The sequence below is a fragment of the Stenotrophomonas sp. AS1 genome, from assembly GCF_048957655.1.
In the GTDB taxonomy this organism is placed as follows: Bacteria; Pseudomonadota; Gammaproteobacteria; order Xanthomonadales; family Xanthomonadaceae; genus Stenotrophomonas; species Stenotrophomonas bentonitica_A.
Window position 1 is genome coordinate 79,032 of sequence record NZ_JARVXM010000003.1, and the last position, 23,794, is coordinate 102,825.

Below are 23,794 nucleotides of genomic sequence, written 5' to 3' on the forward strand. Positions count from 1 at the left end.
CGGCACATGGACTTGAAACGCTGGACCCACTGGCTGTTGCTGGCCCTGCTCACCGTCGTGCTGCCGGCCCAGGCCCAGCAACGACCGGCCGTGCTTGATGCGGCCGATAACGGGCTGCTGGTGCTCAGCTACCACGACATCCGCGATGAGGTGGCCGAACGTGGCGACCCGGATGCGTATGCCGTCAGCACGCAGAACTTCGCCGCGCACCTGGACTGGTTGTCCGCGCACGGGTATCACCCGGTCTCGCTGTCGCAGCTGATCACCGCCTCGCAGGGCGGCACGCCGCTGCCGCCCAAGCCGGTGCTGCTGACCTTCGATGACGGCCTGCGCAGTGTGTACAGCAAGGTCTTCCCGTTGCTGCGCGCCTACAACTATCCGGCGCTGGTCGCCGTGATCACCGATTACGTGGACATGCCGGCCGGGCGCCAGATCGATTACGGCTACCGCCCGTTCACCCGCGATGATTTCCTGACCTGGGCGCAGCTGCGCGAGATGCAGAAGAGCGGGCTGATCGAACTGGCCAGCCACACCGACAATCTGCACCATGGCGTGCAGTCCAACCCGCAGGGCAACTCCACGCCGGCGGTGATCACGCGCATCTACGACCCGACCCGCAAAGCCTATGAAACCGCGGCCGAGTACGAAGCCCGGCTGCGCGCCGACCTGGGCCGCAGCGTGGAGCGCATCGAGCGCAATGTCGGGGTCACCCCGAAGGCGATCATATGGCCGTACGCCGCCTATAACGCGTTGAGCAACGATATCGCCGAGCAGTTGGGCATGCCGGTGTCGTTCGACCTGGAAGGGCGCAGTACGCCGGTCAAAGCCGATCTGCATGGCTTGGCGCGCCTGCTGGTGACCAACAACCCGACCGTGGTGCAGTTGGCCTACGAACTGCGCCGGGATGTGGAACGCGATGGCATGCGTGCGCTGCAGATCGACCTGGATGCCGTCTACGATGCCGACCCGGTGCAACAGGGCAAGAACCTGGATGCGCTGATCGACCGGGTCAAGAAGATCGGCCCGACCCACGTGTTCCTGCAGGCCTTCGCCGATCCGGACGGCAATGGCTCGGCTGATGCGCTGTACTTCCCCAACCGGCATCTGCCGATGCGTGCGGACCTGTTCAACCGCGTGGCGTGGCAGCTCAAGACCCGCGCCGGGGTGAAGGTGTTCGCGTGGCTGCCGGTGCTGGGTTACGAGCTCAAGGACCCGGCCATCCGCAACGCCCTGGCCATCGAGAGCCCGGAAAGCGACGGCATCTTCCGGCTGGACTTCACCCGGCCGCAGGTCCGCAGGATCATCGATGACATCTACGAAGACCTGGCGATCAACTCGTACTTCGAGGGCCTGCTCTTCCACGATGACGCCTACCTGCGCGACACCGAGCTGACCCAGTTGCCGCCCGAAGGCGAGGATGGCGCACGTACACAGGCGCTGATCGACTTCACCCTGGAGCTGCGCAACGCCGCGCAACGCTGGCGGCCGAAGCTGGGGACCGTGCGCAACCTGTATGCCCAGCCGGTGCTGGAACCGCAGAGCGCCAGCTGGTTCGCCCAGCGCCTGGACCTGTTCAACAAGGCCTACGACCACACCGCCCTGATGGCGATGCCGTGGATGGAAGGCAGCCGCAGCCCGGAACGCTGGCTGGACCGGCTGGTGGTGGCGGTGAAGCAGCACGATCCGCAGTTGTCGCAGACGATGTTCGAGCTGCAGACGCTGGACTGGCGCACCGGCAAGCCGATCCCCGGCGACCGCCTGCGCGCGCAGATCCGTCGTCTACAGGCGCAGGGCGTGCGTCATTTCGCCTGGTATCCGGATGATTTCATCGCCGGACGTCCCTCCACGTATGACGCCCGCGCGGCCATGTCGGCCCGCAGCTTCCCGTACGAGGAAAAGTGAGGTCGCCATGCATCCTCTTCTCTACGCGCTGTTCCAGTTCGCCTTCTTCTACCCGATGGTGATGGCGTTCTTCTGGATGTCCGGCGGCCTGTATTACTTCTTCCGGCGCGAGCGAAAGGCCCGTGACCGTGATGACCCGCCGCCGATGGATGTCTATCCGTTCGCCTCGATCCTGATCCCCTGCCACAACGAAGCGGAGAATCTGGACGACACGATTGGCTCGGCGCTCAAGCAGAATTACCCGGATTTCGAAGTCATCGCCATCAACGATGGCAGCAGCGACGATACCGGCGCGCGGCTGGATGCGCTGGCCGCCCTGCACCCGCGGCTGCGGGTGGTGCACCTGGACCGCAACCTGGGCAAGGCCAATGCGCTGCGCATGGGCGCGCTGGCGGCACGTTCGGAGTTCCTGGTATGCATCGATGGCGATGCGATGCTGGAGGAGTACGCCACGCACTGGATGGTGTGGCACCTGACCTCGGGCCCGCGCGTGGGCGCGGTCACCGGCAACCCGCGCATCCGCAACCGCTCCACCCTGCTGGGCCGGCTGCAGGTGGCCGAGTTCTCCTCGATCATCGGCATGATCAAGCGGGCGCAGCGGGTGTACGGGCGCATCTTCACCATCTCCGGGGTGATCGCCGCGTTCCGTCGCACGGCCCTGCACCGGATCGGTTACTGGTCCGATGACATGGTGACCGAGGACATCGACATCAGCTGGCGCCTGCAGCTGGACCATTGGGACATCCGTTACGAGCCCAATGCGCTGTGCTTCATCCTGATGCCGGAAACCTTGAAAGGGCTGTGGCGGCAGCGCCTGCGCTGGGCCCAGGGCGGTGTGGAAGTGCTGCTGCGGCATGGCGGCTCGCTGTTCCACTGGCGCAAGCGCCGCATGTGGGGCGTGCTGCTGGAGTACATCCTCAGCGTGCTGTGGGCCTACACGATGCTGGCGATCATCGTGCTGTGGGCGGTGGGCAAGTTCATGGTGCTGCCGCCGGAGCTGTACATCGCCACGCTGCTGCCACAGTGGCATGGTGTGATCCTGGCCCTGGTCTGCCTGATGCAGTTCGCCAGCAGCCTGATCATCGACCGCCGTTACGAAACGCATATTGGACGTAACTACTTCTGGGTGATCTGGTACCCGATGGCGTACTGGCTCATCAGTCTGTTCACGACCCTGGTGGCGTTCCCCAAGACGTTGTTCAAACGTCGTGGCAAGCGCGCGGTCTGGGTCAGTCCTGACCGGGGTATCCGATGAACACCGTCAAATCCACCCGCCGCTTCGATTCGCGGCTGATCCAGAAACCGCGCCAGCAACCGCGCCTGCAGCGCACCGCCTGGGGCTTTGTGACCATCGCCTTCTGGGCGTTCTACTTCTACCTGTGGGCACCGCTGGTAACGCTGATCTCGTGGCTGCTCGGCGGGCGGATGGCATGGGCGCAGCTGTACGAACAGAAGCAGACGGTCGATCCGTTCGTGGTGATCGCGCTGCCGGTGATGCTGTTGTGCTGCGCGGCGCTGCTGATCGCCTGGGCCGAGTACAACCGCATGCGGTTCACCGGCAAGGAGCGCCGGCTGCCGCATGACGATGTGACCCGCGAGGAGATGGCGCACGACCTCGGCGCGAGCGTGGCCGTGGCCGCGTCGCTGGCCGATGGCAAGTCGCTGACGCTGCACATGGACGAGCACGCGCGGCCGGTACGGGTCACCGCGGGGGCATTGGCGGTCGCATACCGGTAATCGCGCGGGTGTTGGCAGACCGGTAGTGCCGGCCGCTGGCCGGCGCCACGGATTGCCAGGATGCGAAGGAGCCGGCCAGCGGCCGGCTCTACCGGGTCACGCGCGCGTCTGGCCTTCGCCGCGGACGACGAAGCGTTCGACGGTGAGCGCCTCCAGCCCCATCGGGCCATAGGCGTGCAGGCGGGTGGTGGAGATGCCGATCTCCGCACCCAGGCCCAGCTCGCCCCCGTCGGAGAAGCGCGAAGAGGCGTTGACCATCACCACCGCCGAGCGCAGCGCATGCACGAAGTGCTCGGCTGCCGCGGCGTCTTCCGTGGCAATCACTTCGGTATGGTCCGAGCTGTACTGCTGGATATGCATCAGTGCCTGCTCGAGGTCATCGACCACGCGCACGGCGATGATCAGATCCAGATACTCGGCGGCGTAATCCTCCTCGCTGGCCGGCTCGGCATCGGGCAGCCACTGCCGCGCCATCGCGTCGGCGCGCACCCGCACGCCGCGCTCGGCCAGTGCCTGCGCGGCCAGCGGCAGGAAGCTCGGCGCGAGGTCGGCATGGACCAGAAGCGTCTCCAGCGAGTTGCAGGCCGAGGGTCGGCTGCATTTGCCGTCCACCAGCAGGCGCAGCGCAAGCGCGGGGTCGGCGGCGCGGTCCACGTACAGATGGCAGACACCCTTGTAGTGCTTGATCACCGGAACACGGGCATGCTCGGCCACGAACCGGATCAGCCCTTCCCCACCGCGTGGAATCGCCAGATCGATCACATCGTTGAGCTGCAGCAGGGCAAGCATGGTCTCGCGGCGCAGATCCTCCACCAGGGTCAATGCGGCATCGGCGACGCCCGCCTCGCGCAGCGCGCGCTTGAGCGAGGCGGCAATGGCAGTATTGGAGTGGATCGCCTCCGAGCCACCGCGCAGGATCACGCCGTTGCCGGCCTTGATGCACAGCGCGGCGGCGTCGGCGGTCACGTTCGGGCGCGCTTCGTAGATCATCGCGATGACGCCCAGCGGCACGCGCACTTTCTGCACCCGGATGCCATTGGGACGCACGTCATCGCGGGTCACCTGCCCGACGGGATCGGGCAACGCAGCGACCTCGCGCAGCGCGGCGGCGATACCGGCCAGACGCTGCGGGTTCAGTGCCAGGCGGTCCAGCATCGCGGTGCCGATGCCCTTTTCCGTCGCCGCCGCAAGATCGCGGGCGTTGGCCGCGAGAATCGCATCGGTATCGGCTTCCAGCGCGGCGGCCATCGCGTCGAGCAGATCGGCCTTGGCCGACGCAGACAACTGCGCCAGCTGCCGGGCAGCGTCCCGGCAGGCCAGCGCCTGGCTGCGGATGTCGGTGGTGGAGCTGGCGACCATCTCAATATCCTCGGAAAAAACGATAGGGCCACGCCATGCGTGGCCGGGGGATGTCGAACGGACCCAGGTTGCGCAGCCACGCATGGCGTGGCTCTACCGTGGATGTTCTTACGCTTTACAGCAACACCAGATCGTCGCGGTGGATGACGTTGCCACCGTAGTTGTAGCCCAGCACGCTCTCGATGTCGCGCGAGTGGCGCCCGGCGACGCGGCGGATGTCGCTGGCCGAATACTGGCTGACGCCGCGCGCCAGGCAGATCTCCCCACTATCAAGGCGCTGCCGGATCTCGACCATGTCGCCGCGGCGGAAGTCGCCCTCGGCGCCCAGCACCCCGCCAGGCAGCAGCGACGCACCCTTGCCACGCAGGGCATCGGCTGCGCCGGCATCGACCAGGATCGCGCCCGGCTCCAGCGGCGCGTGCCGCAGCCAGTACTTGCGCGCGGCCACCCGGGTCTGCGCGGCATGGATGCGGGTGCCGAACAACCGCCCCTGGCTGAGCGCACGCACCACCTCGGCACTGCGCCCGTTGAACAGGCAGGTCTCGATGCCCACCCGCCCGGCCTTGGCTGCGGCTTCCAGCTTGGTGTGCATGCCACCGGTACCGGCGCCACTGCCGGCGCCGCCGGCCATCGCCAGGACCTCCACGGTCAACTCCGGCACGTCATGGATCGGCCGTGCCTGCGGATCGCGACGCGGGTCGGCGCTGTACAGGCCGTCGATATCGGTGGCGATGAACAGCACATCGGCGTCGATCAACGCGGCTACGGTCGCAGCGAGGTTATCGTTGTCGCCGAGCTTGAGCTCGTCCACCGAGACGGTGTCGTTCTCGTTGACCACCGGCAGCGCGCCCAACCGCAACAGCTCGTTGAGCGTGGCGCGGGCGTTGAGGTAACGGCGGCGATTGCGCAGGTCATCATGGGTCAGCAGCACCTGCGCCACCGGGCGTTCGAAAAAGCGCTGCCAGAGCCCGATCAGCTGTGCCTGGCCCAGCGCCGCGAGCGCCTGCCGCGCTGCCATCGCCGCGCCGGCTTCCAGCGCGCGCGGCACGATCGCCCTTCCGGCCGCAACCGCGCCGGAGGATACGATCACCACCTCGCGCCCAGCCAACACGTTGGCCGAGACGAACTGGGCCAGGCCCAGTGCGTGGCGTGGCGAGAGGCCGCCGCCGTCAGCGGCCAGCAGGCTGCTGCCCACTTTGAGTACGGCGCGTTTCCACTGCGGGACGGCTTGTTCGGTAAACGGCGAAGGCACGGGCTGGTTCATGTGGTCGGCGCGCTCAGCGCGTGCTCCATTCGTGGATACGGGCGGTGGCGCTGCCGTGCAACAGCAGCGGATCACTGTCGACCAGCGCCTGCGCAGCGGCCAGGTCGGCGATGTCCTGCAGCACGTAGGCGCCGCCGCTCTTGTCGGTGAAGCCACCGGTCAACAGCAGCTGGCCGCGGGCACGCACCTCATCGAGAAAACGCGCGTGTTCGGCACCGACCTCATCGCGGAAGTCCGGCGTACGGGTGACCATCACCAGGTAACAGGTTTTCATGGCGCTCCTTTCTCCAGGCAAGGCCCGGCGAGACGTTGCAAAAACGGCGGCCTCGCGGCCGCCGTCGTGATCACACCAGCGCCGCCCAGCGGGCGCGCAGTTCATCCAGCCGCAGGTCGGCCGCCGCGCCGGGCGACACGCGCGCGGCCAGGCTGCCTTCGGGGGTTCGCCCCTGCCCTGCCGTGTCCGCCGCCGCGGCGGCGGCCTTGTAGGCCTCGCGGAACGGCACACCGGCCACGGCCGCCTCCACCGCGACATCGGTGGCGTACATGCCCGAGTCGATCGCCGCGCGCAGCTTGTCGTCGCGCCATTCCAGGTTGGCCAGCAGCGCCGGCAGCAGTTCCAGCGCGGCCAGGCCGCGGCCGAAGCCGTGGAAGATCGCGCCTTTGCTGCTCTGCAGATCGCGGTGGTAGCCCGAGGGCAGCGACAGCAGCTGCTCGATCTCGGTGCGGGCCGCGGCCACGCTGGCATGGGTGGCTCGCATCAGTTCGATCACGTCCGGGTTGCGCTTGTTCGGCATGATCGAGCTGCCGGTGGTGTACTGCGCCGGCAACGCCACGAAGCCGAACTCGCCGCTGGTGAACAGCGACAGGTCCCATGCGATGCGGCGCAGGTCCAGGGTGGCGCCGCCGAGTGCTTCCAGCGCCGCCAGTTCGAACTTGCCGCGCGACAGCTGCGCGTAGATCGGCGAGATCTGCATGCGTGCAAAGCCGAGCGCTTCAGTAGTGTGCGCGCGGTCCAGCGGCAGGTTCACGCCGTAGCCGGCGGCCGTGCCGAGCGGATTGGCATCGACCAGGTTGAACGTGTCGTGCGCGCGGATCGCGTTGTCGATGAAGGCCTCGGCCCAGCCGGCCCACCACATCCCCGCCGAAGACACCACGGCGCGCTGGATGTGGGTGTAGCCCGGCACGGGGAGGTCCTTCTCGGCCTCGGCGCGATCCAGCGCGACCTTGGCGATCTCGCGGCTCAGTTCGGCCACGCGCAGCAGCTTGTCCTTCAGCCACAGCCGGGTGGCGACCAGGATCTGATCGTTGCGGCTGCGGCCGGTGTGGATCTTGCGGCCGGCATCGCCGAGGCGCTCGGTCAGGCGCGCTTCGATCGCCGAGTGGCAATCCTCGAAGCGCTCATCCAGCACGAACGCGCCACTGCTGAAATCCTCGGCGAGCACGTCCAGCTCGCGCTGCAGGCCGATGCGCTCGTCATTGCCGAGGATGCCGATGTTCTCCAGGCCCTGCGCGTGCGCCTTGCTGGCCGCCACGTCGTAGAGGAAGAACTCGCGGTCCAGGATCACATCGTCGCCGGCCAGGAAGGTCTGGATCTTGGCGTCTACCGCCACGCCGGGCTTCTGCCACAGAAGGTCTGCCATGTCTTGCTCCGTAGGCGGAATCGCTCCGCCGGGTTGTCAGGGCGCGCGCAGCGGACCGCGCGGCGCCGTGGGAATTCAGTGCGGGATCGAGGCCAGTTCGTCCAGGCCCAGCGCCAGGTTGAGGTTCTGCATGGCCTGGGTGGCCGCGCCCTTGAGCAGGTTGTCCAAGGTCGCCACCACCACCACGCGCTTGCCGCCGGGGGCCACGTCGAAGCCGCCGATCTGCACGCCATGCCGGCCGGCGATCTGGCTGACCCACGGCGCTTCGTCGAGCACCTCGATCAGCGCCTCATCGGCGTAATACTTCTGGTAGAGGGCGATCACATCCTCGCGCTTGACCACCGTGTTGAGCCACAGGTTCACCGTCATGGTGATGCCGCGGAAGTGCGGCGCCACGTGCGGCATGAATTCGACCGGCACGCGCAGGTGCGCGGTGACTTCGCGCTCGTGCACATGGTTGGTCAGTGCATACGGCATCAGGTTGTCGCGCAGCAGCTCGGGGTTGTTCTTGTCCGAGGGCGTGGTGCCCGCACCGGAGTAACCGGAGACACCGAAGCACTGCGGCGGGCCGGCCAGCTGCTGCAGCAGCGGGCTGATCGCCAGCTGCATCGCGGTGGCATAGCAGCCCGGGTTGCTGATGTGCTTCTGGCCCAGGTAATCACCGCGGGTCAGCTCCGGCAGGCCGTAGTACCAGCTCGGCTCGAAGCGGTGATCGGCCGACAGATCGACGATCACCGTGTCCGGCCTGGCCGCATCCAGCGCGGTGACGAACGGCGCGGACAGGCCATTGGGCAGTGCCAGGATCACCGCATCCATGCCCTTGGCGGCGACAGCGTCGGCGTCGAGGTTTTCGAACTGCAGCTCACCCTGCCAGTCGCCGTGGTGATCGCTCACGCGCTGGCCGGCCAGCTCGCGCGAGGAGACGAAGCCCAGCTGCAGGCTCGGGTGGGCGGCGATCAGCTTGATCAGCTCGGCGCCGGTGTGGCCACGTGCGCCGACGATGCCGACGGTGAAGATCTTGGTACTCATGCGTGTGCGTCCAGGCGGTGCTGCAGGTGGCGTTTCACCCCCTGCCATTCCGCATCGATGATGGAGAAGATGACGGTGTCGCGCGGGGTGCCGTCCGGGTGGCGCTTGTGGTTGCGCAGCACGCCGTCCTGCTTGGCGCCCAGCCGCGCGATCGCGGTGCGCGAGGTGACGTTGAACCAGCTGGTCTCGAACACCACGCTCAGGCATTCCAGCCGCTCGAAGGCATGGGTGAGCAGCATCAGTTTGGTTTCGGTGTTGATGCCGGTGCGCTGGGCGGCTTCGCCATACCAGGTGTAGCCGATGCTCAGGCGCGGCACCTCAGCGTCCAGATCGTAGTAGCGGGTGGTGCCGACCACTTCATCGGCATCGTTGAGGACCACGAACGGCAACACCTTGCCCTCGGCCTGCGCCTGCAGCGCGGCCTGGACATAGGCGGTCATGGTCTTCGCACTCGGCACCTGGGTGTACCAGAGCTTGGACAAGGTGCCATCCCCCAGTGCGCCGCGCAGGCCATCGATATGCGCCATCTGCAGCGGCTCCAGCCGGGCATGGGTGCCGGCCAGCGTGGGGACCTTGGTCCAATCGGCAAGATTCATCGGGTTCAGCCCTCCAGGCTGGGGGTGCGTGCGGCGCAATGCTCGACGTACGCTTTGATGCGGTCGAAGCCATCGGCGCCGAACCAGAACACCTTCCAGTGGCCCTGCTTGTAGCAGCCATCGGATTCGGCGTAATAGAAGTGATTGATCGGGTTGCCGTTGCGCGAGCGCCAGAACAGCTGCGGGGTTTCGTCCAGCATGACATTCCAGACCGCGCGGCCAAGGCCTTCGCCCTGCGCGTCATCCAGCACCGCGAACTTGTCCAGGTAGACCCCTTCCGCTTCATCGGTGAGGATCACCGCGGTGCGGTAGTTCTCGCTGACGTAGGCGCGCAGCAGCTTGGTCTTCTGGAAGTAATCCGCCACCAGGGTGCGGCCGAAGCTGGATTCGATCAGCTGCTTGAGGCGCGGCAGATCGAGTTCGTCCCAGCGGGTGGCGCGCAGCACTTTCTCGCCCTTGCGCACCAGCGTGCCCGAGCCCTTGTGGGTGAACAGTTCCTTGGCCAGGTCCGCCGGGCGGGTGATGGAGACCGAGGATTCCAGCGGCAGCCGATCCAGCAGGTCCTTGATCTGTTCGATCTTGACCCGCATGCCGCCATGGATCCACGGCTGCTGCATCAGCTGGTCGTACTCGGTGGAGAGGTTGATCGAATCGATCACCTTGCCCTCTTCATCCAGCAGGCCGCCGGTGCCGGTCAGGAAGATGATCTTGTAAGGCTGCAGTTCCTGCACCAGCTCGTTGGCGGCGAAATCAGCGTTGACGTTGAGGATCTGCCCGCAGCGGGTCTCGCCCAGGCTGGTGATCACCGGGATCGACCCGGCGCGCAGGCTGGCCTCGATCGGGGCCAGATTGACCTTCTTGACCTCACCGACAAGGCCGTAGGTGGCCTGGTCCAGGTACTCGGCTTCGAACACGCCCCCGGTGATAGAGGTCGCGCGTGCGCCATTCTGCTGCAGCGCTTCGACCAGTTGCAGATTGGAGGCCTGGAACACCCGGCGCACGATCGCCAGGCCTTCGGCCGAGGTCACGCGCAGGCCGTTCACGGTCTGCTTCTCGATGCCGGCCGCCGAGAGCTCGGCGTCCAGCTGCGGGCCGGCACCATGCAGCACGATCGGGGTCAGGCCGACTTCCTGCAGGAACGACAGCGAGGAGGTCAGCGCGTCCAGGTCATCGCGCAGCACCGCGCCGCCGACCTTGACCACGGCGAAGCGTTTGGCGTCCAGCTGCGAGAAACGCTTGAGGTACTGGCTGATCTCCTTCGCGCTGGCCATGCTCGAGAGCAGGCGCACGATGGTCTGACGGGTCTGGCGGTGGGGCTGGGAAGAAGGCATTTCGATATCGTCGCAGGCGGCCGCAGCCGCGATGGGAATTCCGTCAGTGGGGGACCACGACGGCGTCATTCGATCAGGCGCCGTGCGCGATGATGCGGTGCACGGACTCGGTGTAACGCTGCAGCTGCTCCAGCGTCACGAACTCATCGGCGGTGTGGGCCTGGGCGATGTCGCCCGGGCCGTACACCAGCGTGGTGTAACCGCCGGCCGAAAACAGCGAGGCCTCGGTCCAGAAATCCACCGCGTTGCCGATCGGGATATCCAAGGCATCGGCCACGTCACGCGCAGCCAGACGGCGATTTTCTGCTTCGGCAATATCGCCGGCCGGGAAACTCGGCCCGCGGAAGGTCTCGGTGAACACCGCGGCCTCCGGTTCGGCAAAACCGGCAAAGGTGGCCAGCAGCGCATCGATATCCATCGACGGTAGCGGGCGGAAGCCGAAACGCACTTCGGCCGCGGGTGCGATCATGTTGGCCTTGATGCCGCCTTCCACGCGCCCGATGTTGAAGCGCAGGCCGGTCAGCCCGCCAAAGCGCGCGTGCGACAGCGACTCGACGTGGTCCAGCGCGCGGTTGCCCCAGCGCATCGCCTGGTGCAAGGCACTGGCGGCCGCATCCTGCTTGCCCGAGGCATGCCCGGCCCGGCCGGTGAACTGCATCAGCACCGAGCTGATCCCACGGTGCGCGAGCACCGCTTCGCTCATCGTGGGCTCGGCGACCAGCACCGCTTCGTACGGAATGCCCCGGGCGAGGAAGGCGGCGATGCAACGCGGGTCGTTGGCCTCCTCGTCGCTGGAGAACAGGAACGCGGCATCGCCATCGCTGGCGTTGGCCGCGGCCACCAGGGCCGCCGCAGCGCCCTTGATGTCGCACACGCCCAGGCCGATCACGCGGTCCTCGGCGCGCCGCATCACGTGCGGGTCGGACGTCCAATGCGGCGAGTCCGGCACGGTATCCAGGTGCACGTTGAACAGATACTTCGGCGTGCCACGCACCGCATACAGGCTGACCGCACCGTCACCATGGTCGATCACCTCCACGGTGAACCCGGGCAGGTTCGCACGCAGGTAATCGAAGATGCCGCCAGTGGTGATCGCACGCGGCGGGTTGCGCGTGTCGAAGGACACGAGCTGCTGCAGGTGATCGAGTGTCTGTTCAAGCATGTGTCTGAGTATCCGTAGAGTTCAACATCGGTAGTGCCGGCCGCTGGCCGGCTCTGCAATGATCCAGCCGTGCCACGCGCCGGCCAGCGGCCGGCACTACCATCGATCGGCGTTGCGAGGCGCCGGCCAGCGGCCGGCACTACCATCCATCGGCGTTGCGAGGCGCCGGCCAGGGGCCGGCACCCCGGTGCATCGCCTTAGCGGTTCACCTGCGCGTACAGGGTGGAGCTCATGCCGAACAGCTTGATGAAGCCTTCCGCTTCTTCCACGCCCCAGTCGGCCGACTGCGCATACGTAGCACCCTTGGTGTTGAGCAGGTGCGGCGACTTCACCGCAACGGCGTCCACACGGCCACCACGGGTTTCCAGTACCACTTCGCCGTTGACCTTGGCCTGCGAGGACTTCAGGAAGGCCTCGATGTCGGTCTTCAGCGGGTCGTGGTAGAAGCCTTCGTACACCAGCTCCACCCACTTGCGCGCCACGTCCGGCTTGAAGCGGTTCTGCTGCTTGGTCAGCACGGCATCTTCCAGCGCGCGGTGCGCGGCCAGCAGCGACACCAGGCCCGGCGCTTCGAACACGATGCGGCCCTTCAGGCCGATCACGGTGTCGCCGGTGTACACGCCACGGCCCACGCCGTACGGGGCGAACAGCTTGTTGAGCTTGGCCAGGATCTGCTCACCCGGCAGCGCCTTGCCGTCCAGCTCGACCGCTTCGCCTTCGACGAACTTCAGGGTGACCGTCAGGGCCTGTTCCGGCCATTCGCTGCGCGGTGCGCACCAGCCGCGGGCACCCTCGCCCGGGGCTTCCCAACGGTCGATCTCGCCGCCGGACATGGTCAGGCCGAGCAGGTTCTCGTTGATGGTGTAGGCCTGCTGCTTGGCCCGCACGCCGAACCCGCGCTCTTCCAGGTACTTCTGCTCGTAGGCGCGGGTCTGGGTGTGTTCTTTCTGGATCTCGCGGATCGGGGCGACGATCTGGTAGTCGCCCAGTGCCTTCACGGCCAGGTCGAAGCGGACCTGGTCGTTGCCCATGCCGGTGCAGCCGTGGGCGATGGTGTTGGTGCCCAGTTCGGCGGCGCGCTTGAGCGCGGCGTCCACGATCAGGTAACGATCCGAGACCAGCAGCGGGTACTGGCCCTGGTAGCCCTCACCGGCCCACACGAACGGCTTGACGAAACCGCTCCAGATGGCCGGACCGCCGTCGACGGTGACGTGGCTGGTGACGCCCAGTTCGGCGGCACGCTTTTCGATGAAATCGCGCTCTTCGTCATCCACGCCGCCGGTATCGGCGAACACGGTGTGCACGTTGTAACCGCGCTCCTGCAGGTAGGGCACGCAGAAGCTGGTGTCGAGTCCGCCGGAGAAGGCCAGGACGATGTCTTTCTTGCTCATGGGGGTCAGGTCCAAGTAGGAATGCAATGTGGAATGCGTTTTTCGAGGCGGTAGAGCCACGCCATGCGTGGCTGCTATTCGTTGGGCGCCGCGAAGCCACGCATGGCGTGGCTCTACGGCCGCCGTGCTGCTTATCGTCCTGCCAGCGCCGACATGATCGCCTTCTGCACATGCAGGCGGTTCTCGGCTTCGTTGATCGCGATGCACTGCGCAGAATCCATCACGCCGTCGGTCGCCTTCACGTTGCGACGCAGCGGCAGGCAGTGGCTGAAGACACCGTTGTTGGTCAGCGCCATCTTGGCTTCGTCCACGATGAAGTGCTTGTACTGGTCGCGGATCGGCTTCTCCGGCTCCCAGTTGCCGAAGAACGGCAGCGCGCCCCAGCTCTTGGCGTAGACGACATCGGCGCCGGCGTAGGCGCTGGCGATGTCATGGCTCACCTGCAGCGAACCACCGCTCTCGGCCACGTTCTGCTCGGCCCAGCCCATGTAGCGCTCATCCAGGATGTAATCCGGGGTCGGGCACAGCAGGGTCACGTCCATGCCCATGCGGGTGGCGATGGTCAGCGCCGAGTTGGCCACGGCAGTGTTCAGCGGCTTGGGATGGTAGGTCCAGGTCAACACATACTTCTTGCCGCGCAGGTCCTGGGTGCCGAAGTGTTCCTGCAGCGCCATCACATGGGCCAGTTCCTGGCACGGGTGGGTGATGGTTTCCATGTTGATCACCGGCACCGGCGAGTACTTGGCGAAGCTCTTGAGCACTTCGTCTTCGCGGTCCTTGGTCCAGTCGATGAACTTCGGGAACGCGCGCACGCCGATCAGGTCGACGTAGCGGCCCAGCACCCTGGCCACTTCGGCGATGTGCTCTTCGGTATCCCCGTCCATCACCGTGCCCAGGTTGAACTCGATCGGCCAGGCATCCTTGCCCGGCTGCAGCACGATCGCGTGGCCGCCCAGCTGGAACGCGCCCAGCTCGAAGCTGGTGCGGGTACGCATGGAGGGGTTGAAGAACACCAGGGCAATCGACTTGCCCTTGAGCTCGTCGCCCAGCTTGTTGCGCTTGAACAGCGCGGCCTGGGTCAGCAGGGCATCCAGGTCGGTGCGGCTCCAGTCCTGGGTGTTCAGGAAGTGCTTCAGGGACATCGATCGATCCTTTGCGGCTGGTTTTCCACCGTTTCCGGCGGAGGTTGGGGGCGCCGGGGCGCGGTCAGGGCTCAACAAAAAACATACAGATGAAACTTTTCAGATCGCAGAAACGAAAAAACCCAGCGCGGGGGCTGGGTTTTCCGAACAGACAGCACGAAGCTCCGGTTACCCAGCGAAAATGTGGGGTTCCGGTCGGCGGGCACGCGACGTCATGCCCGTAGCCATACGGGCGGCACTGGTGTCGTGCTGGAAGTCGGTGAGTTTCATGGCCGCCCATCTTTGCATGCACCCGGGGTGGGTGCAAGGCCTGAATGGAAATTCAGGTTGAAGGTGTCGCCGATGGGGCGACGGGAGGGGTCACGGATTGGCGCCGCCGGCCTGTTCATTGCCGACCCAGGGGGTGATCGAGACCCGGATCTTGAGCCGGTTGCCCGGGTCTTCGGGCAGGCGCGAGCGGTACTTGGTGCCCTTGTAGACGTAGTCCACGTCATAGGCGATCGGGCGGCGGAACTCACGGCCCACCGGAATGATCTTGCAGTCCCGGGTCAGCAGTGGACCGGTATTGGCCGGCGCGGCCTCCACCACGACGGTTTCCGAATAGCCACTCTCATCGGTGCTGCCATCTTCGCGGCGGAAGATCGAGCGCACCGAATCCATGAAACGTCCCAAACGACCCTTGTCTTCCTGCGGCTCTTCGCCGGTGACGTTGACCGGAGCCAGCGTGCGGGTGGAGACCGGCTCGCAGTGCTCCTCGGTACGCGTGGCGCGCAGGGTCTGGAAGACCGGCTCCACGTTGAGCACCTGGGCGTAGTCGAACTTGACGTTCTCCACGATCACCACCCGGTTGCGCACCTCACCGTCCTGGGCGCACGCCCCGAAGGCGGCACTTCCGAGCAGGCAGACCAGCGTCAACAACGAAGCGGATTTCATTGGCAACAAGGAAAAGGACAAGGGGGATAGTTTAGGCAGTGCCAGGCACAAGGGGCTGAACATTACCCTTCCGTGACGCGTATGCCCATAGGCCGGGCCCAGACGCGGCCCCGGGGCGCGCCTCCACGGGGCCGATCGGCTGAAGCCTTCAGCCAGCGGCCGTGGTGACGCGAACGCCTGCATGCCCTGCCCCGCATCCCCCCAAAGGCCCCGACACGTTCTAAAATCGACCGCTTACCCCCGCTCCCGACCCTCATGACCCTGCGCCTGCACAACAACCTGACACGCCAGCTCGAACCGTTCACCCCGCTCGATCCGACCTGTCCGACCCTGTATGTGTGCGGCCCCACCGTCTACAACTACGTCCACATCGGCAACGCCCGTGGCCCGGTGGTGTTCGGGGTGCTGGCCGACCTGCTGCGGCGCCGTTTCGGCGGCCTGCGCTATGCCCGCAACATCACCGACGTGGATGACAAGATCAACACGGCCGCGCGCGAGCAGCAGGTCCCGATCAGCACCATCACCGACCGCTTCGCCGCCGCCTACCGCGAGGACATGGCCGCGCTGGGCGTGGTCCCGCCGGACATCGAGCCGGAAGCCACCGCGCATATCCCACACATCATCACGATGATCGAGCAGTTGATCGCCAACGGCCACGCGTATGCGGCCGAAGGCCATGTGCTGTTCTCGGTGAGCTCCTACGCCGATTACGGCAAGCTCTCGCGCCGCGACCCGGACGAGATGCTGGCCGGCGCGCGCGTCGACGTGGCGCCGTACAAGCGCGACCCGGGCGACTTCGTGCTGTGGAAGCCCTCCAGCGACGACCTGCCGGGCTGGGCATCGCCGTGGGGCCGTGGCCGCCCGGGCTGGCACATCGAGTGCTCGGCGATGGCCGCCGCGCATCTGGGGCCGACCATCGACATCCATGCCGGCGGCGTCGACCTGCAGTTCCCGCACCATGAGAACGAGATCGCGCAGAGCGAGTGCGCGCACGGCGGGCAGACGTTCGCCCGGTTCTGGCTGCACAACGGCATGCTCAACTTCGGCGGCGCCAAGATGAGCAAGTCGATCGGCAACATCGAGCGCGTGCACGACCTGGTCCGCCAGCATGCCCCCGAGGCGCTGCGCTATGCGCTGCTGTCGGCCCACTACCGCCAGCCGCTGGACTGGTCCGACGCGCTGATCGAGCAGTCGGTGCGTACGCTGGACCGCCTGTACGGCACCCTGCGCGACCTGGTCGACGTGGAGGCCGCTGCGGTGATTCCAGCCGAGATCGAGGCCGCGCTGGATGACGACCTCAACACGCCGCAGGCACTGGCCGAGCTGGCCCGCATCGCCGGCGAGGCACGCAGGGCCGGCGACGCCGACAAGGCGCACTGGAAATCCGCCCTGCTCGGCGCCGGTCTGGCACTGGGCCTGCTGCAGCAGGCGCCGGCCGCCTGGTTCGGTACTGCAGGCGGCACCGATGACGATGCAACCATCCAGGCCCTGATCGACGAACGCGCCGCCGCCAAGCAGGCGCGTGACTTCGCCCGCGCCGATGCGATCCGTGACCAGCTGGCCGCCGAAGGCATCGTGCTGGAAGACACCGCCCAGGGCGTGCGCTGGTCGCGCAGACGCTGAACGACCGCCCGGCTGACCGTCGGGCGCTGCCAGACACTGCCCGGTCCGCCGGGCGTTGCCACGACACAGGCCCGGCCACGGACGGCCAGGCTGCTTCCCCCGCAAACGCACGGTCACCCACGGACGGCGAACACCGACCCGGAGCCCCCATGACCCCCACCTCCCCGTTCCCGCTCGAACCCACCGCCGCCGAAGCCCAGGCTGCCATCGCCGAGGAATTCGCGTTCTTCGGTGACTGGTCCGAGCGCTACCAGTACCTGATCGACCTGGGCCGCAAGCTGCCCGCCTTCCCGGAAGAATGGAAAACCGAAGCGCACCGCCTGCTCGGTTGCCAGTCCATGGTCTGGATCGTGCCGGAGGGCAACGCCGAGGCCCTGCGCTTCCACGCGATCAGTGATTCGGCGATCGTCTCCGGGCTGATCTACCTGGCCCTGCGCGTGTACTCGGGCCGTTCCGCTGCCGAGATCCTGGCCACCGAGCCAAGCTACATCCAGGACATCGGGCTGTCGCGTCACCTCTCGCCGACCCGCAGCAACGGCGTGGCGGCGATGCTGGCCTTCATCCGCGACACCGCGCAAGCGCAGTCGTGACGCTCTCCGCCGATCCGCAGGAGCCCGACAGCGCCCTGCAACTGCTGGCCCGCCCGGGCTTTTCGCTGGTGCTGGCGTATCGCATCTTCGCGATGCTCTCCTACCAGATCGTCGCGGTGACGGTCGGTTGGCATATCTACGAAGTCACCCGCAATCCGTTCTCGCTGGGCCTGATCGGCCTGGCCGAGGTACTGCCATTCTTCTGCGTGGCGCCATTTGCCGGCTACCTGGTCGACCACCTGCCCCGCCGCCGGCTGGGCATGGTCGCCTGCAGCGGGCTGGTGATGACCGCGCTGGTGCTGACCGCGGTGGCCCAGGGTTGGCTGCCGTTCCACGGGGTGTGGCCGATCTACGCGGCGATCGCACTGACCGGCATGGTCCGCGCGTTCCTCTCGCCGATCTACAACGCGCTGTTCGCCCGTGTGCTGGAGCGCACCCAGTACGCGCGCGGCGCTGGCCTGGGCGCGGTGGTGTTCCAGGCGGGCATGGTGGCCGGCCCCGCGCTGGGCGGCGTACTGGTGGCCTGGGGCGGCAAGGGGGTGGCCTACGGCGTGGCGGTCGGCGTGTCGCTGATCGCGCTGGGCTGCCTGGCGGCGCTGCGTGTCTCCGAGCCGGTGCATACGGGCCCGGCGGCGCCGATCTTCAAGAGCATCGCCGAGGGCGGCCGCTTCGTGCTGGGCAACCGGATCATGGTCGGGGCGATGGCGCTGGACATGTTCTCGGTGCTGCTCGGCGGGGTGGTGGCGATGCTGCCGGCGTTCCTGCACGAGATCCTCCACCACGGCCCGGAAGGCCTGGGCGTGCTGCGTGCGGCGCCGGCGCTGGGCTCGGTATGCGTGGGGCTGTGGCTGGCGCGTCGCCCGTTGCAGCGCAATGCAGGGCGCGTGCTGTTGTTCGCGGTGGCCGGTTTCGGGCTGTGCGTGATCGGGTTCGGGTTGTCGTCGAATTTCTGGTTGTCGGCGGCGATCCTGCTGTTCTACGGTGCCTTCGATGGTGTCTCGGTGGTGGTGCGTTCGACGATTCTGCAGTTGGCGACGCCGGAGGAGATGCGCGGGCGGGTCTCGTCGATCAATGGCATTTTCATCAGTTCGTCCAATGAGCTGGGCGCGTTCTATGCGGGCACGATGGCGAAGCTGCTGGGGCTGGTCCCGGCGGTGGTGCTGGGCGGCTTTGCGGTGTTGAGCGTGGCCGGGATCACGGCCTGGAAGAATCCGACGCTGCGGCGGTTGAATCTGCGCGATCTGCATTGAGGATTTGGCCAAAAAAAACCCGGCCGAAGCCGGGTTTTTCGTAGAACAGCACAACCAACAGCGCGATCAGTCGCCCTGCTGCTTCTGCAGGTGCTCCCAACGCTCCTGCGCATCGATCGTGCGCTCAGCGGTCAAACGGGCTTCCAGACGATCCAGACCGATCTCTTCGCCGGTATCCACGCAGAAACCGTAGTCACCGTCTTCCAGACGCTTCAGCGTGCTGTTGATCTTGCCGATCAGCTTGCGGTAACGATCACGGGTACGCAGTTCCAGCGAGTTCTCGGTCTCGCGGGTGGCGCGCTCGGCCTCATCGCCGATGTCACGCACTTCTTCCTGCAGATTCGCGATGGTCTGCTTGGATTCCTCGACCAGATCATTGCGCCAGTGCTGCAGGCGCTGGCGGAAGTACTCCAGCTGCAGCGGGCTCATGTATTCCTCTTCCGCGCTCGGCTTGTAACCGTCGGGCAGGATCGGACGACCGGTGGCTTCGTCAGTCTTGTATTCCACCACCTTCACCTTGGTGCGCGGGGCCGGGGCGGCCGAACGCGCTGCCACGGCAACGGCGACCTTGCCGACCGGGCGGGACACGGGCTTGGGGGCGGACTCGGACTTGGCGGGGGTTTTTGCAGGCGATTTCGAAACGGGCACGGGATTCTTGTTTTGCGGGGCCTTGGAGGCGGGGGCGGCTGCGACCGGCGCCGGCGCGGAGGCCGGAGGGGTGACAGGTTTGGCCGCGCTCTTGGCCGGGACAGACTTGGCCGGGGCCGGCGGTGCCGGCTTCGGTGCGGACTTCACTACGGGTGCTGCAACCGGCTTGGCGGCCGGCTTGGATGCCACGGGCTTGCTGGCGGTCTTGCTGGCCTTCACCGGCGTGGCCGGTGCCTGCTTGACCGCGGTCTTCTTCGCCGGTGCCGGCTTGGATGCCGGTCTGGCGGCAGCAGGCGTCACGGTCTTCTTGGCCGCCGTCTTGCTGGCAGCGGTTTTCTTGACGGGCGCCTTGCTCACCGGCTTGCCCGCCGCGCGCTTGGCGGGCGTGGCAACCGGCTTGGCGACCGTCGACTTCTTGGCAACGACCTTCTTGGCGACGGTCTTCCTGGCCACCACCGTCTTGGCAGCAGGCTTCTTGGCGACCGCCTTCTTGACGGCTTTGGCGGGCGACTTGCTGGCCGCCTTCTTGACGGGTGCCGTCCTGGCAGCCGGTTGTTTGGATGCAGGCTTGCCCGCCGGCTTGGCGGCCGGCTTCTTGGCAACGGACTTGGCCGCCAACTTCTTTACAACAGGCTTGGCGGTTTTCTTGGCGGCCTTGACGGCCTTCTTTGCAGTTTTTTTAGCAGCCACGAAACGCTCTTCCTTGGATTCCCCGGGGCCCGGGAAAGCGGGCCTTTATAGCCTACCCGACCAGCAGCAGCAACCACACCGCCTACTCCGTTCAGCCCCGGAGTCGCAAGGCGTGCGACCGGTCCACCTGGCTGGCGGGCCGACGTGCGCAGTTCGGTACCTGACCCGGCGACACCGCCGGGGCGGCCCGTCGCGCGCGTGGGTGCGGACGGGTCCAACGCCCCATCCTGCGACAAATGCGGCCTTCATGCCAACTGGAATAAGATTGGGGGGTGATCTCACGCCTGCTCATCGCCCTGCTGCGCTTCTACAAGCGCTTCATCAGCCCGCTGCTGGGGCCGCGTTGCCGCTTCATGCCCAGCTGTTCTGAATACGCCATGCAAGCCATCGCCACCCATGGCCCCGCGCGCGGCAGCTGGCTGGCCGCGCGCCGGCTGGGCCGCTGCCATCCCTTCCATCCCGGCGGTATCGACGAGGTGCCGCCGCGTGCCGCGCACGACGCCGCCTGCCGCTGCACAGGAAAACACTGAATGTCCTCCACGCTCATCGTCAACGCCCGCCTGGTCAACGAAGGCACCATCACCCAGGGCGACCTGCGCATCGAAGATGGCCGCATCGCGCAGATCGGCCCCGGCCTGGACGCCCGTCCGGGCGAAACCGTGGTCGATGCCGCCGGCCGCTGGCTGCTGCCCGGCATGATCGACGACCAGGTCCATTTCCGTGAGCCCGGCCTGACCCACAAGGGCGACATCGCGACCGAATCGGCCGCGGCCGTCGCCGGGGGCCTGACCAGCTTCATGGACATGCCCAACACCAACCCGCCCACGCTCAATGCCGAGATCCTGCAGGCCAAGTACGATGCCGCCGCCGGCCGTGCGCGCGCCAACTACGGCTTCTACATGGGCGCCAGCAACGACAACCTGGCCCACATCCAGTCGCTGGACCCCAAGACGGCGCCGGGCATCAAGGTCTTCATGGGGGCCTCCACCGGCAACATGCTGGTCGACAACCCGGAAACGCTCGATGCGATCTTCCGCGATGCGCCCACGCCGATCATCACGCACTGCGAAGACACGCCGATGATCGACGCCAAGGCCAAGGAGTACGCCGAGAAGTACGGCGATGCCCTCAGTGCCGAGCAGCACCCGGACATCCGCTCGCGCGAGGCCTGCCTGAAGTCCTCCGAGCTGGCCGTGTCGCTGGCGAAGAAGCACGGCACCCGCCTGCACGTGCTGCACATCTCCACCGCCGATGAGCTGGCCCTGTTCGAACGTGGCCCGCTGATCCGCGCCGATGGCAGCCGCAAGCAGATCACCGCCGAAACCTGCATCCATTTCCTGCGCTTTGACCGCAGCGATTACGCGCGCCTGGGCAACCTGATCAAGTGCAACCCGGCGATCAAGGAAGCCAGCGACCGCGAGGCGCTGACCCGCGCCGTGGCCGATGACGTGATCGACGTGCTCGCCACCGATCACGCGCCGCACACCTGGGAAGAGAAGCAGAAGCCCTACGCACAGGCGCCGTCCGGCCTGCCGCTGGTGCAGTACGCGCTCGTGGCCGCGCTGGAGCTGGTGCACGAAGGCAAACTGGAGATCACCCAGGTCGTGCAGAAGTTCGCGCATGCCCCGGCGCAGCTGTTCGACGTCAGCCAGCGCGGTTACCTGCGCGAGGGCTACTTTGCCGATCTGGTGCTGGTCGAAGACGTGCCCTTCACCGTCAAGCGTGAAGACGTGCTCTCCAAGTGCGGCTGGTCGCCCTTCGAGGGCACCACCTTCCGCTCGCGCATCGCCTCGACCTGGGTCAACGGGCAGTTGGCATGGGATGGCGAGAAGCTGGTGGGCTCGCCGAATGGCCAGCGCATGAGCTTCGACCGCTGATGCGGGCACGGTTGCTGAGTGCGGCCCTGGCGGCCGCCGGCGTCGCGGCGATGGGCAGTCTGCTGCCCTCGCCCGTCATGGCCCAGGCCGAGGCGCGCGTGGTGTTCCCGGCCAGTGCCTCGCAGGGCGCGATGGTGATCGGCAAGGTGCCGGCCGGCAGCGTCGTGCAGTACGGCGGCCGCACCCTGCGCGTGAGCGGGTACGGCAGCGTGGTGTTCGGCATCGGCCGCGATGAGAAGGGCCCGCTGCAGGTGCAGGTGAAGCCCCCGGACGGCGGCAGCGAGACGGTCAGCATTGCGGTCACCCCGCGTGACTGGCCGACCGAGCGGGTCAACGGCGTGCCGCCGAAAACGGTCAATCCACCCCCTGCGATCGCCGAGCGGATCAAGCGTGAGCAGGCCCAGGTCACCGCCGCGCGTGCCCGCGATGACAACCGCGCGGACTTCGCGCAGGCCTTCATCTGGCCGGTCCAGGGCCGGATCAGCGGCCGCTTCGGCAATGCGCGCGTCTACAACGGGCAACCCGGCTCAGGCCATTCGGGCATGGACATCGCGGTGCCGACCGGCACCCCGGTGAAGGCACCGGCGGCGGGCGTGGTCACCTTCGCCGGCCCCGACCTGTATCTGACCGGTGGCACGCTGCTGCTCGATCACGGCTTCGGGATCAGCTCGAACTTCCTGCACCTGTCGCGTATCGACGTGAAGGTCGGCGACCGCGTTGAACAGGGTCAGGTGATTGCCGCCGTGGGCGCGACCGGCCGCGCGACCGGGCCGCACCTGCATTGGGGCATGAACTGGTTCGATACCCGCATCGATCCGCTGCTGGTGCTGGAACGGAAGTAACGCTGTGGTGGGTGCTGATCCTGGTCGGCACGATCGCACAGAGCGTGCGGACCAAGGTCCGCACCCGCCAGAAACAGTCAGCCGCGCGCCGCCCACCAGGCCAGCCACAGCGTACGCATCGGCGTGGCCTGGTACTGGCGGTCCTGCGCCCAGGTCTTCTGCCGGGCGCGCGCCAAGGCGGCGTATAGACGGCGCGGGCGCGGGCCTGCGACCCGGGCCGGCCACTTCGCCAGCAGCTGCTGCGCCCACCGGCGTGGCGCGGCGCTGTCGTCCTCGGCCAGCAGCGAACGCGGAATGGCCGCGACGCCACTCTCGTGCAGGCGCTGGGCCAGGGTCTGCACCAGCACCGGGGTGGCGACATCGCCACGCGCCGGCGTCTGGAACATCACCGCTTCCACCGCGGCCACTGCGGCCGCATAGGCCTGCAATGACCGCAGCGCCTGGGCCGGATCAACCGGTACCGCGCGCGCTTCGATCAGGTCCGGCAGGGTATCTGCCAGCTGCGCCCACGGCGCGCGGACCGGCTCGAGCACCCGGCCGAGCGGATGGCGCGAGCGCTGCACGGACCAGCTGCGCAGTTCCTCGCCCCACCACGCCAGCTTGGCGTCGGAGGGCATCGGGTCGCCGGCGGTGTTGAGGATGTCGTCGAACTCCTGCAGCAGCGAGAACCACGCCACCACCAGGGTGCGCTGGCGCTCGGGAACGAAGCGTTCGGCCACCTGCCACTCGGGCCAGCGGGTCCGCCACTTGTCCAGGAAACTGTCCAGGGCGCTGGAAGTACTCACGAT

Annotated in this window: 22 protein-coding genes; 9 read left to right on the forward strand and 13 right to left on the reverse strand. The window is 67.1% G+C overall.

The window, feature by feature from the left end; genetic code table 11:
• Positions 1 to 6 precede the first annotated feature (6 nt).
• Genes pgaB through pgaD form a run of 3 tightly spaced genes read left to right on the forward strand, consistent with a single transcriptional unit; the run spans position 7 to position 3,639 of the window.
• Positions 7 to 1,902, forward strand: a complete 1,896-nt coding sequence (pgaB, locus tag PV764_RS04580) for a poly-beta-1,6-N-acetyl-D-glucosamine N-deacetylase PgaB (RefSeq protein WP_421116241.1) — start codon at positions 7 to 9, stop codon at positions 1,900 to 1,902.
• Between the two features lie 7 nt (positions 1,903 to 1,909).
• On the forward strand, positions 1,910 to 3,157 hold the full coding sequence (gene pgaC, locus PV764_RS04585; protein WP_019182844.1) for a poly-beta-1,6-N-acetyl-D-glucosamine synthase: 1,248 nt from the start codon (positions 1,910 to 1,912) through the stop codon (positions 3,155 to 3,157).
• Complete coding sequence (gene pgaD / locus PV764_RS04590; protein ID WP_421116242.1) at positions 3,154 to 3,639, forward strand: poly-beta-1,6-N-acetyl-D-glucosamine biosynthesis protein PgaD; 486 nt, start codon at positions 3,154 to 3,156, stop codon at positions 3,637 to 3,639. Before pgaC ends, pgaD begins: the two co-directional genes overlap by 4 nt.
• 96 nt (positions 3,640 to 3,735) lie before the next feature.
• Here the strand turns inward: pgaD and PV764_RS04595 are convergent, their stop codons facing one another.
• The 11 genes from PV764_RS04595 to PV764_RS04645 all read right to left on the reverse strand — a co-directional run bounded on the left by PV764_RS04595 (position 3,736) and on the right by PV764_RS04645 (position 15,486).
• Positions 3,736 to 4,998, reverse strand: coding sequence for a glutamate-5-semialdehyde dehydrogenase (locus PV764_RS04595; RefSeq protein ID WP_046273193.1), 1,263 nt, complete (start codon positions 4,996 to 4,998; stop codon positions 3,736 to 3,738).
• Positions 4,999 to 5,113: 115 nt separating this feature from the next.
• Entirely contained in the window at positions 5,114 to 6,262 is a 1,149-nt protein-coding gene (gene proB / locus PV764_RS04600) for a glutamate 5-kinase (protein WP_046273194.1), read from the reverse strand.
• Between the two features lie 13 nt (positions 6,263 to 6,275).
• Positions 6,276 to 6,536 carry a YciI family protein gene (locus PV764_RS04605; protein WP_046273195.1) on the reverse strand — a complete coding sequence of 87 codons (261 nt, stop codon included), beginning with the start codon at positions 6,534 to 6,536 and terminating at the stop codon, positions 6,276 to 6,278.
• Between the two features lie 70 nt (positions 6,537 to 6,606).
• Positions 6,607 to 7,902 (reverse strand): argininosuccinate lyase, encoded by a 1,296-nt coding sequence (gene argH / locus PV764_RS04610; RefSeq protein WP_046273196.1) that lies wholly within the window; start codon positions 7,900 to 7,902, stop codon positions 6,607 to 6,609.
• 75 nt (positions 7,903 to 7,977) lie between these two features.
• Positions 7,978 to 8,931 (reverse strand): N-acetyl-gamma-glutamyl-phosphate reductase, encoded by a 954-nt coding sequence (argC, locus tag PV764_RS04615; RefSeq protein ID WP_046273197.1) that lies wholly within the window; start codon positions 8,929 to 8,931, stop codon positions 7,978 to 7,980.
• Entirely contained in the window at positions 8,928 to 9,527 is a 600-nt protein-coding gene (locus PV764_RS04620) for a GNAT family N-acetyltransferase (protein WP_019182837.1), read from the reverse strand. The genes argC and PV764_RS04620 overlap by 4 nt, the downstream gene beginning before the upstream one ends.
• A 5-nt stretch (positions 9,528 to 9,532) precedes the next feature.
• Positions 9,533 to 10,858 carry an acetylglutamate kinase gene (locus PV764_RS04625; RefSeq protein WP_046273198.1) on the reverse strand — a complete coding sequence of 442 codons (1,326 nt, stop codon included), beginning with the start codon at positions 10,856 to 10,858 and terminating at the stop codon, positions 9,533 to 9,535.
• 73 nt (positions 10,859 to 10,931) lie between these two features.
• Positions 10,932 to 12,020, reverse strand: coding sequence for an acetylornithine deacetylase (locus PV764_RS04630; protein ID WP_421116243.1), 1,089 nt, complete (start codon positions 12,018 to 12,020; stop codon positions 10,932 to 10,934).
• 197 nt (positions 12,021 to 12,217) lie between these two features.
• Positions 12,218 to 13,411, reverse strand: coding sequence for an argininosuccinate synthase (locus tag PV764_RS04635; protein WP_046273200.1), 1,194 nt, complete (start codon positions 13,409 to 13,411; stop codon positions 12,218 to 12,220).
• 131 nt (positions 13,412 to 13,542) lie between these two features.
• The gene (locus PV764_RS04640) at positions 13,543 to 14,553 is read right to left on the reverse strand and encodes an N-acetylornithine carbamoyltransferase (protein WP_019182833.1); all 1,011 of its coding nucleotides are present in this window, start codon (positions 14,551 to 14,553) and stop codon (positions 13,543 to 13,545) included.
• A gap of 360 nt (positions 14,554 to 14,913) precedes the next feature.
• The gene (locus PV764_RS04645) at positions 14,914 to 15,486 is read right to left on the reverse strand and encodes a hypothetical protein (protein ID WP_046273201.1); all 573 of its coding nucleotides are present in this window, start codon (positions 15,484 to 15,486) and stop codon (positions 14,914 to 14,916) included.
• Positions 15,487 to 15,741: 255 nt separating this feature from the next.
• Between PV764_RS04645 and cysS the strand changes: the two genes are divergently transcribed.
• The 3 genes from cysS (at position 15,742) to PV764_RS04660 (ending at position 18,949) form a co-directional block, all read left to right on the forward strand.
• A complete protein-coding gene (cysS, locus tag PV764_RS04650) occupies positions 15,742 to 17,109 on the forward strand; it encodes a cysteine--tRNA ligase (RefSeq protein ID WP_046273202.1) in 1,368 nt (455 codons plus the stop codon).
• A gap of 149 nt (positions 17,110 to 17,258) precedes the next feature.
• Positions 17,259 to 17,699, forward strand: coding sequence for a SufE family protein (locus PV764_RS04655; RefSeq protein ID WP_019182830.1), 441 nt, complete (start codon positions 17,259 to 17,261; stop codon positions 17,697 to 17,699).
• Complete coding sequence (locus PV764_RS04660) at positions 17,696 to 18,949, forward strand: MFS transporter (protein WP_046273203.1); 1,254 nt, start codon at positions 17,696 to 17,698, stop codon at positions 18,947 to 18,949. The genes PV764_RS04655 and PV764_RS04660 overlap by 4 nt, the downstream gene beginning before the upstream one ends.
• Before the next feature lie 66 nt (positions 18,950 to 19,015).
• On the opposite strand, the gene dksA is transcribed toward PV764_RS04660, so the two are convergent.
• A complete protein-coding gene (gene dksA / locus PV764_RS04665) occupies positions 19,016 to 20,287 on the reverse strand; it encodes an RNA polymerase-binding protein DksA (RefSeq protein ID WP_046273204.1) in 1,272 nt (423 codons plus the stop codon).
• A 272-nt stretch (positions 20,288 to 20,559) separates the two neighbouring features.
• On the opposite strand from dksA, the gene yidD reads away from it, so the two are divergent.
• Genes yidD through PV764_RS04680 form a run of 3 tightly spaced genes read left to right on the forward strand, consistent with a single transcriptional unit; the run spans position 20,560 to position 23,006 of the window.
• Positions 20,560 to 20,817, forward strand: coding sequence for a membrane protein insertion efficiency factor YidD (gene yidD, locus PV764_RS04670; protein ID WP_019182827.1), 258 nt, complete (start codon positions 20,560 to 20,562; stop codon positions 20,815 to 20,817).
• Positions 20,818 to 22,164 carry a dihydroorotase gene (locus PV764_RS04675; protein WP_046273205.1) on the forward strand — a complete coding sequence of 449 codons (1,347 nt, stop codon included), beginning with the start codon at positions 20,818 to 20,820 and terminating at the stop codon, positions 22,162 to 22,164.
• Positions 22,164 to 23,006, forward strand: a complete 843-nt coding sequence (locus PV764_RS04680; RefSeq protein WP_046273206.1) for a M23 family metallopeptidase — start codon at positions 22,164 to 22,166, stop codon at positions 23,004 to 23,006. Before PV764_RS04675 ends, PV764_RS04680 begins: the two co-directional genes overlap by 1 nt.
• A 77-nt stretch (positions 23,007 to 23,083) precedes the next feature.
• Here the strand turns inward: PV764_RS04680 and PV764_RS04685 are convergent, their stop codons facing one another.
• The gene (locus tag PV764_RS04685) at positions 23,084 to 23,791 is read right to left on the reverse strand and encodes a squalene/phytoene synthase family protein (protein WP_261997019.1); all 708 of its coding nucleotides are present in this window, start codon (positions 23,789 to 23,791) and stop codon (positions 23,084 to 23,086) included.
• Positions 23,792 to 23,794 lie beyond the last annotated feature (3 nt).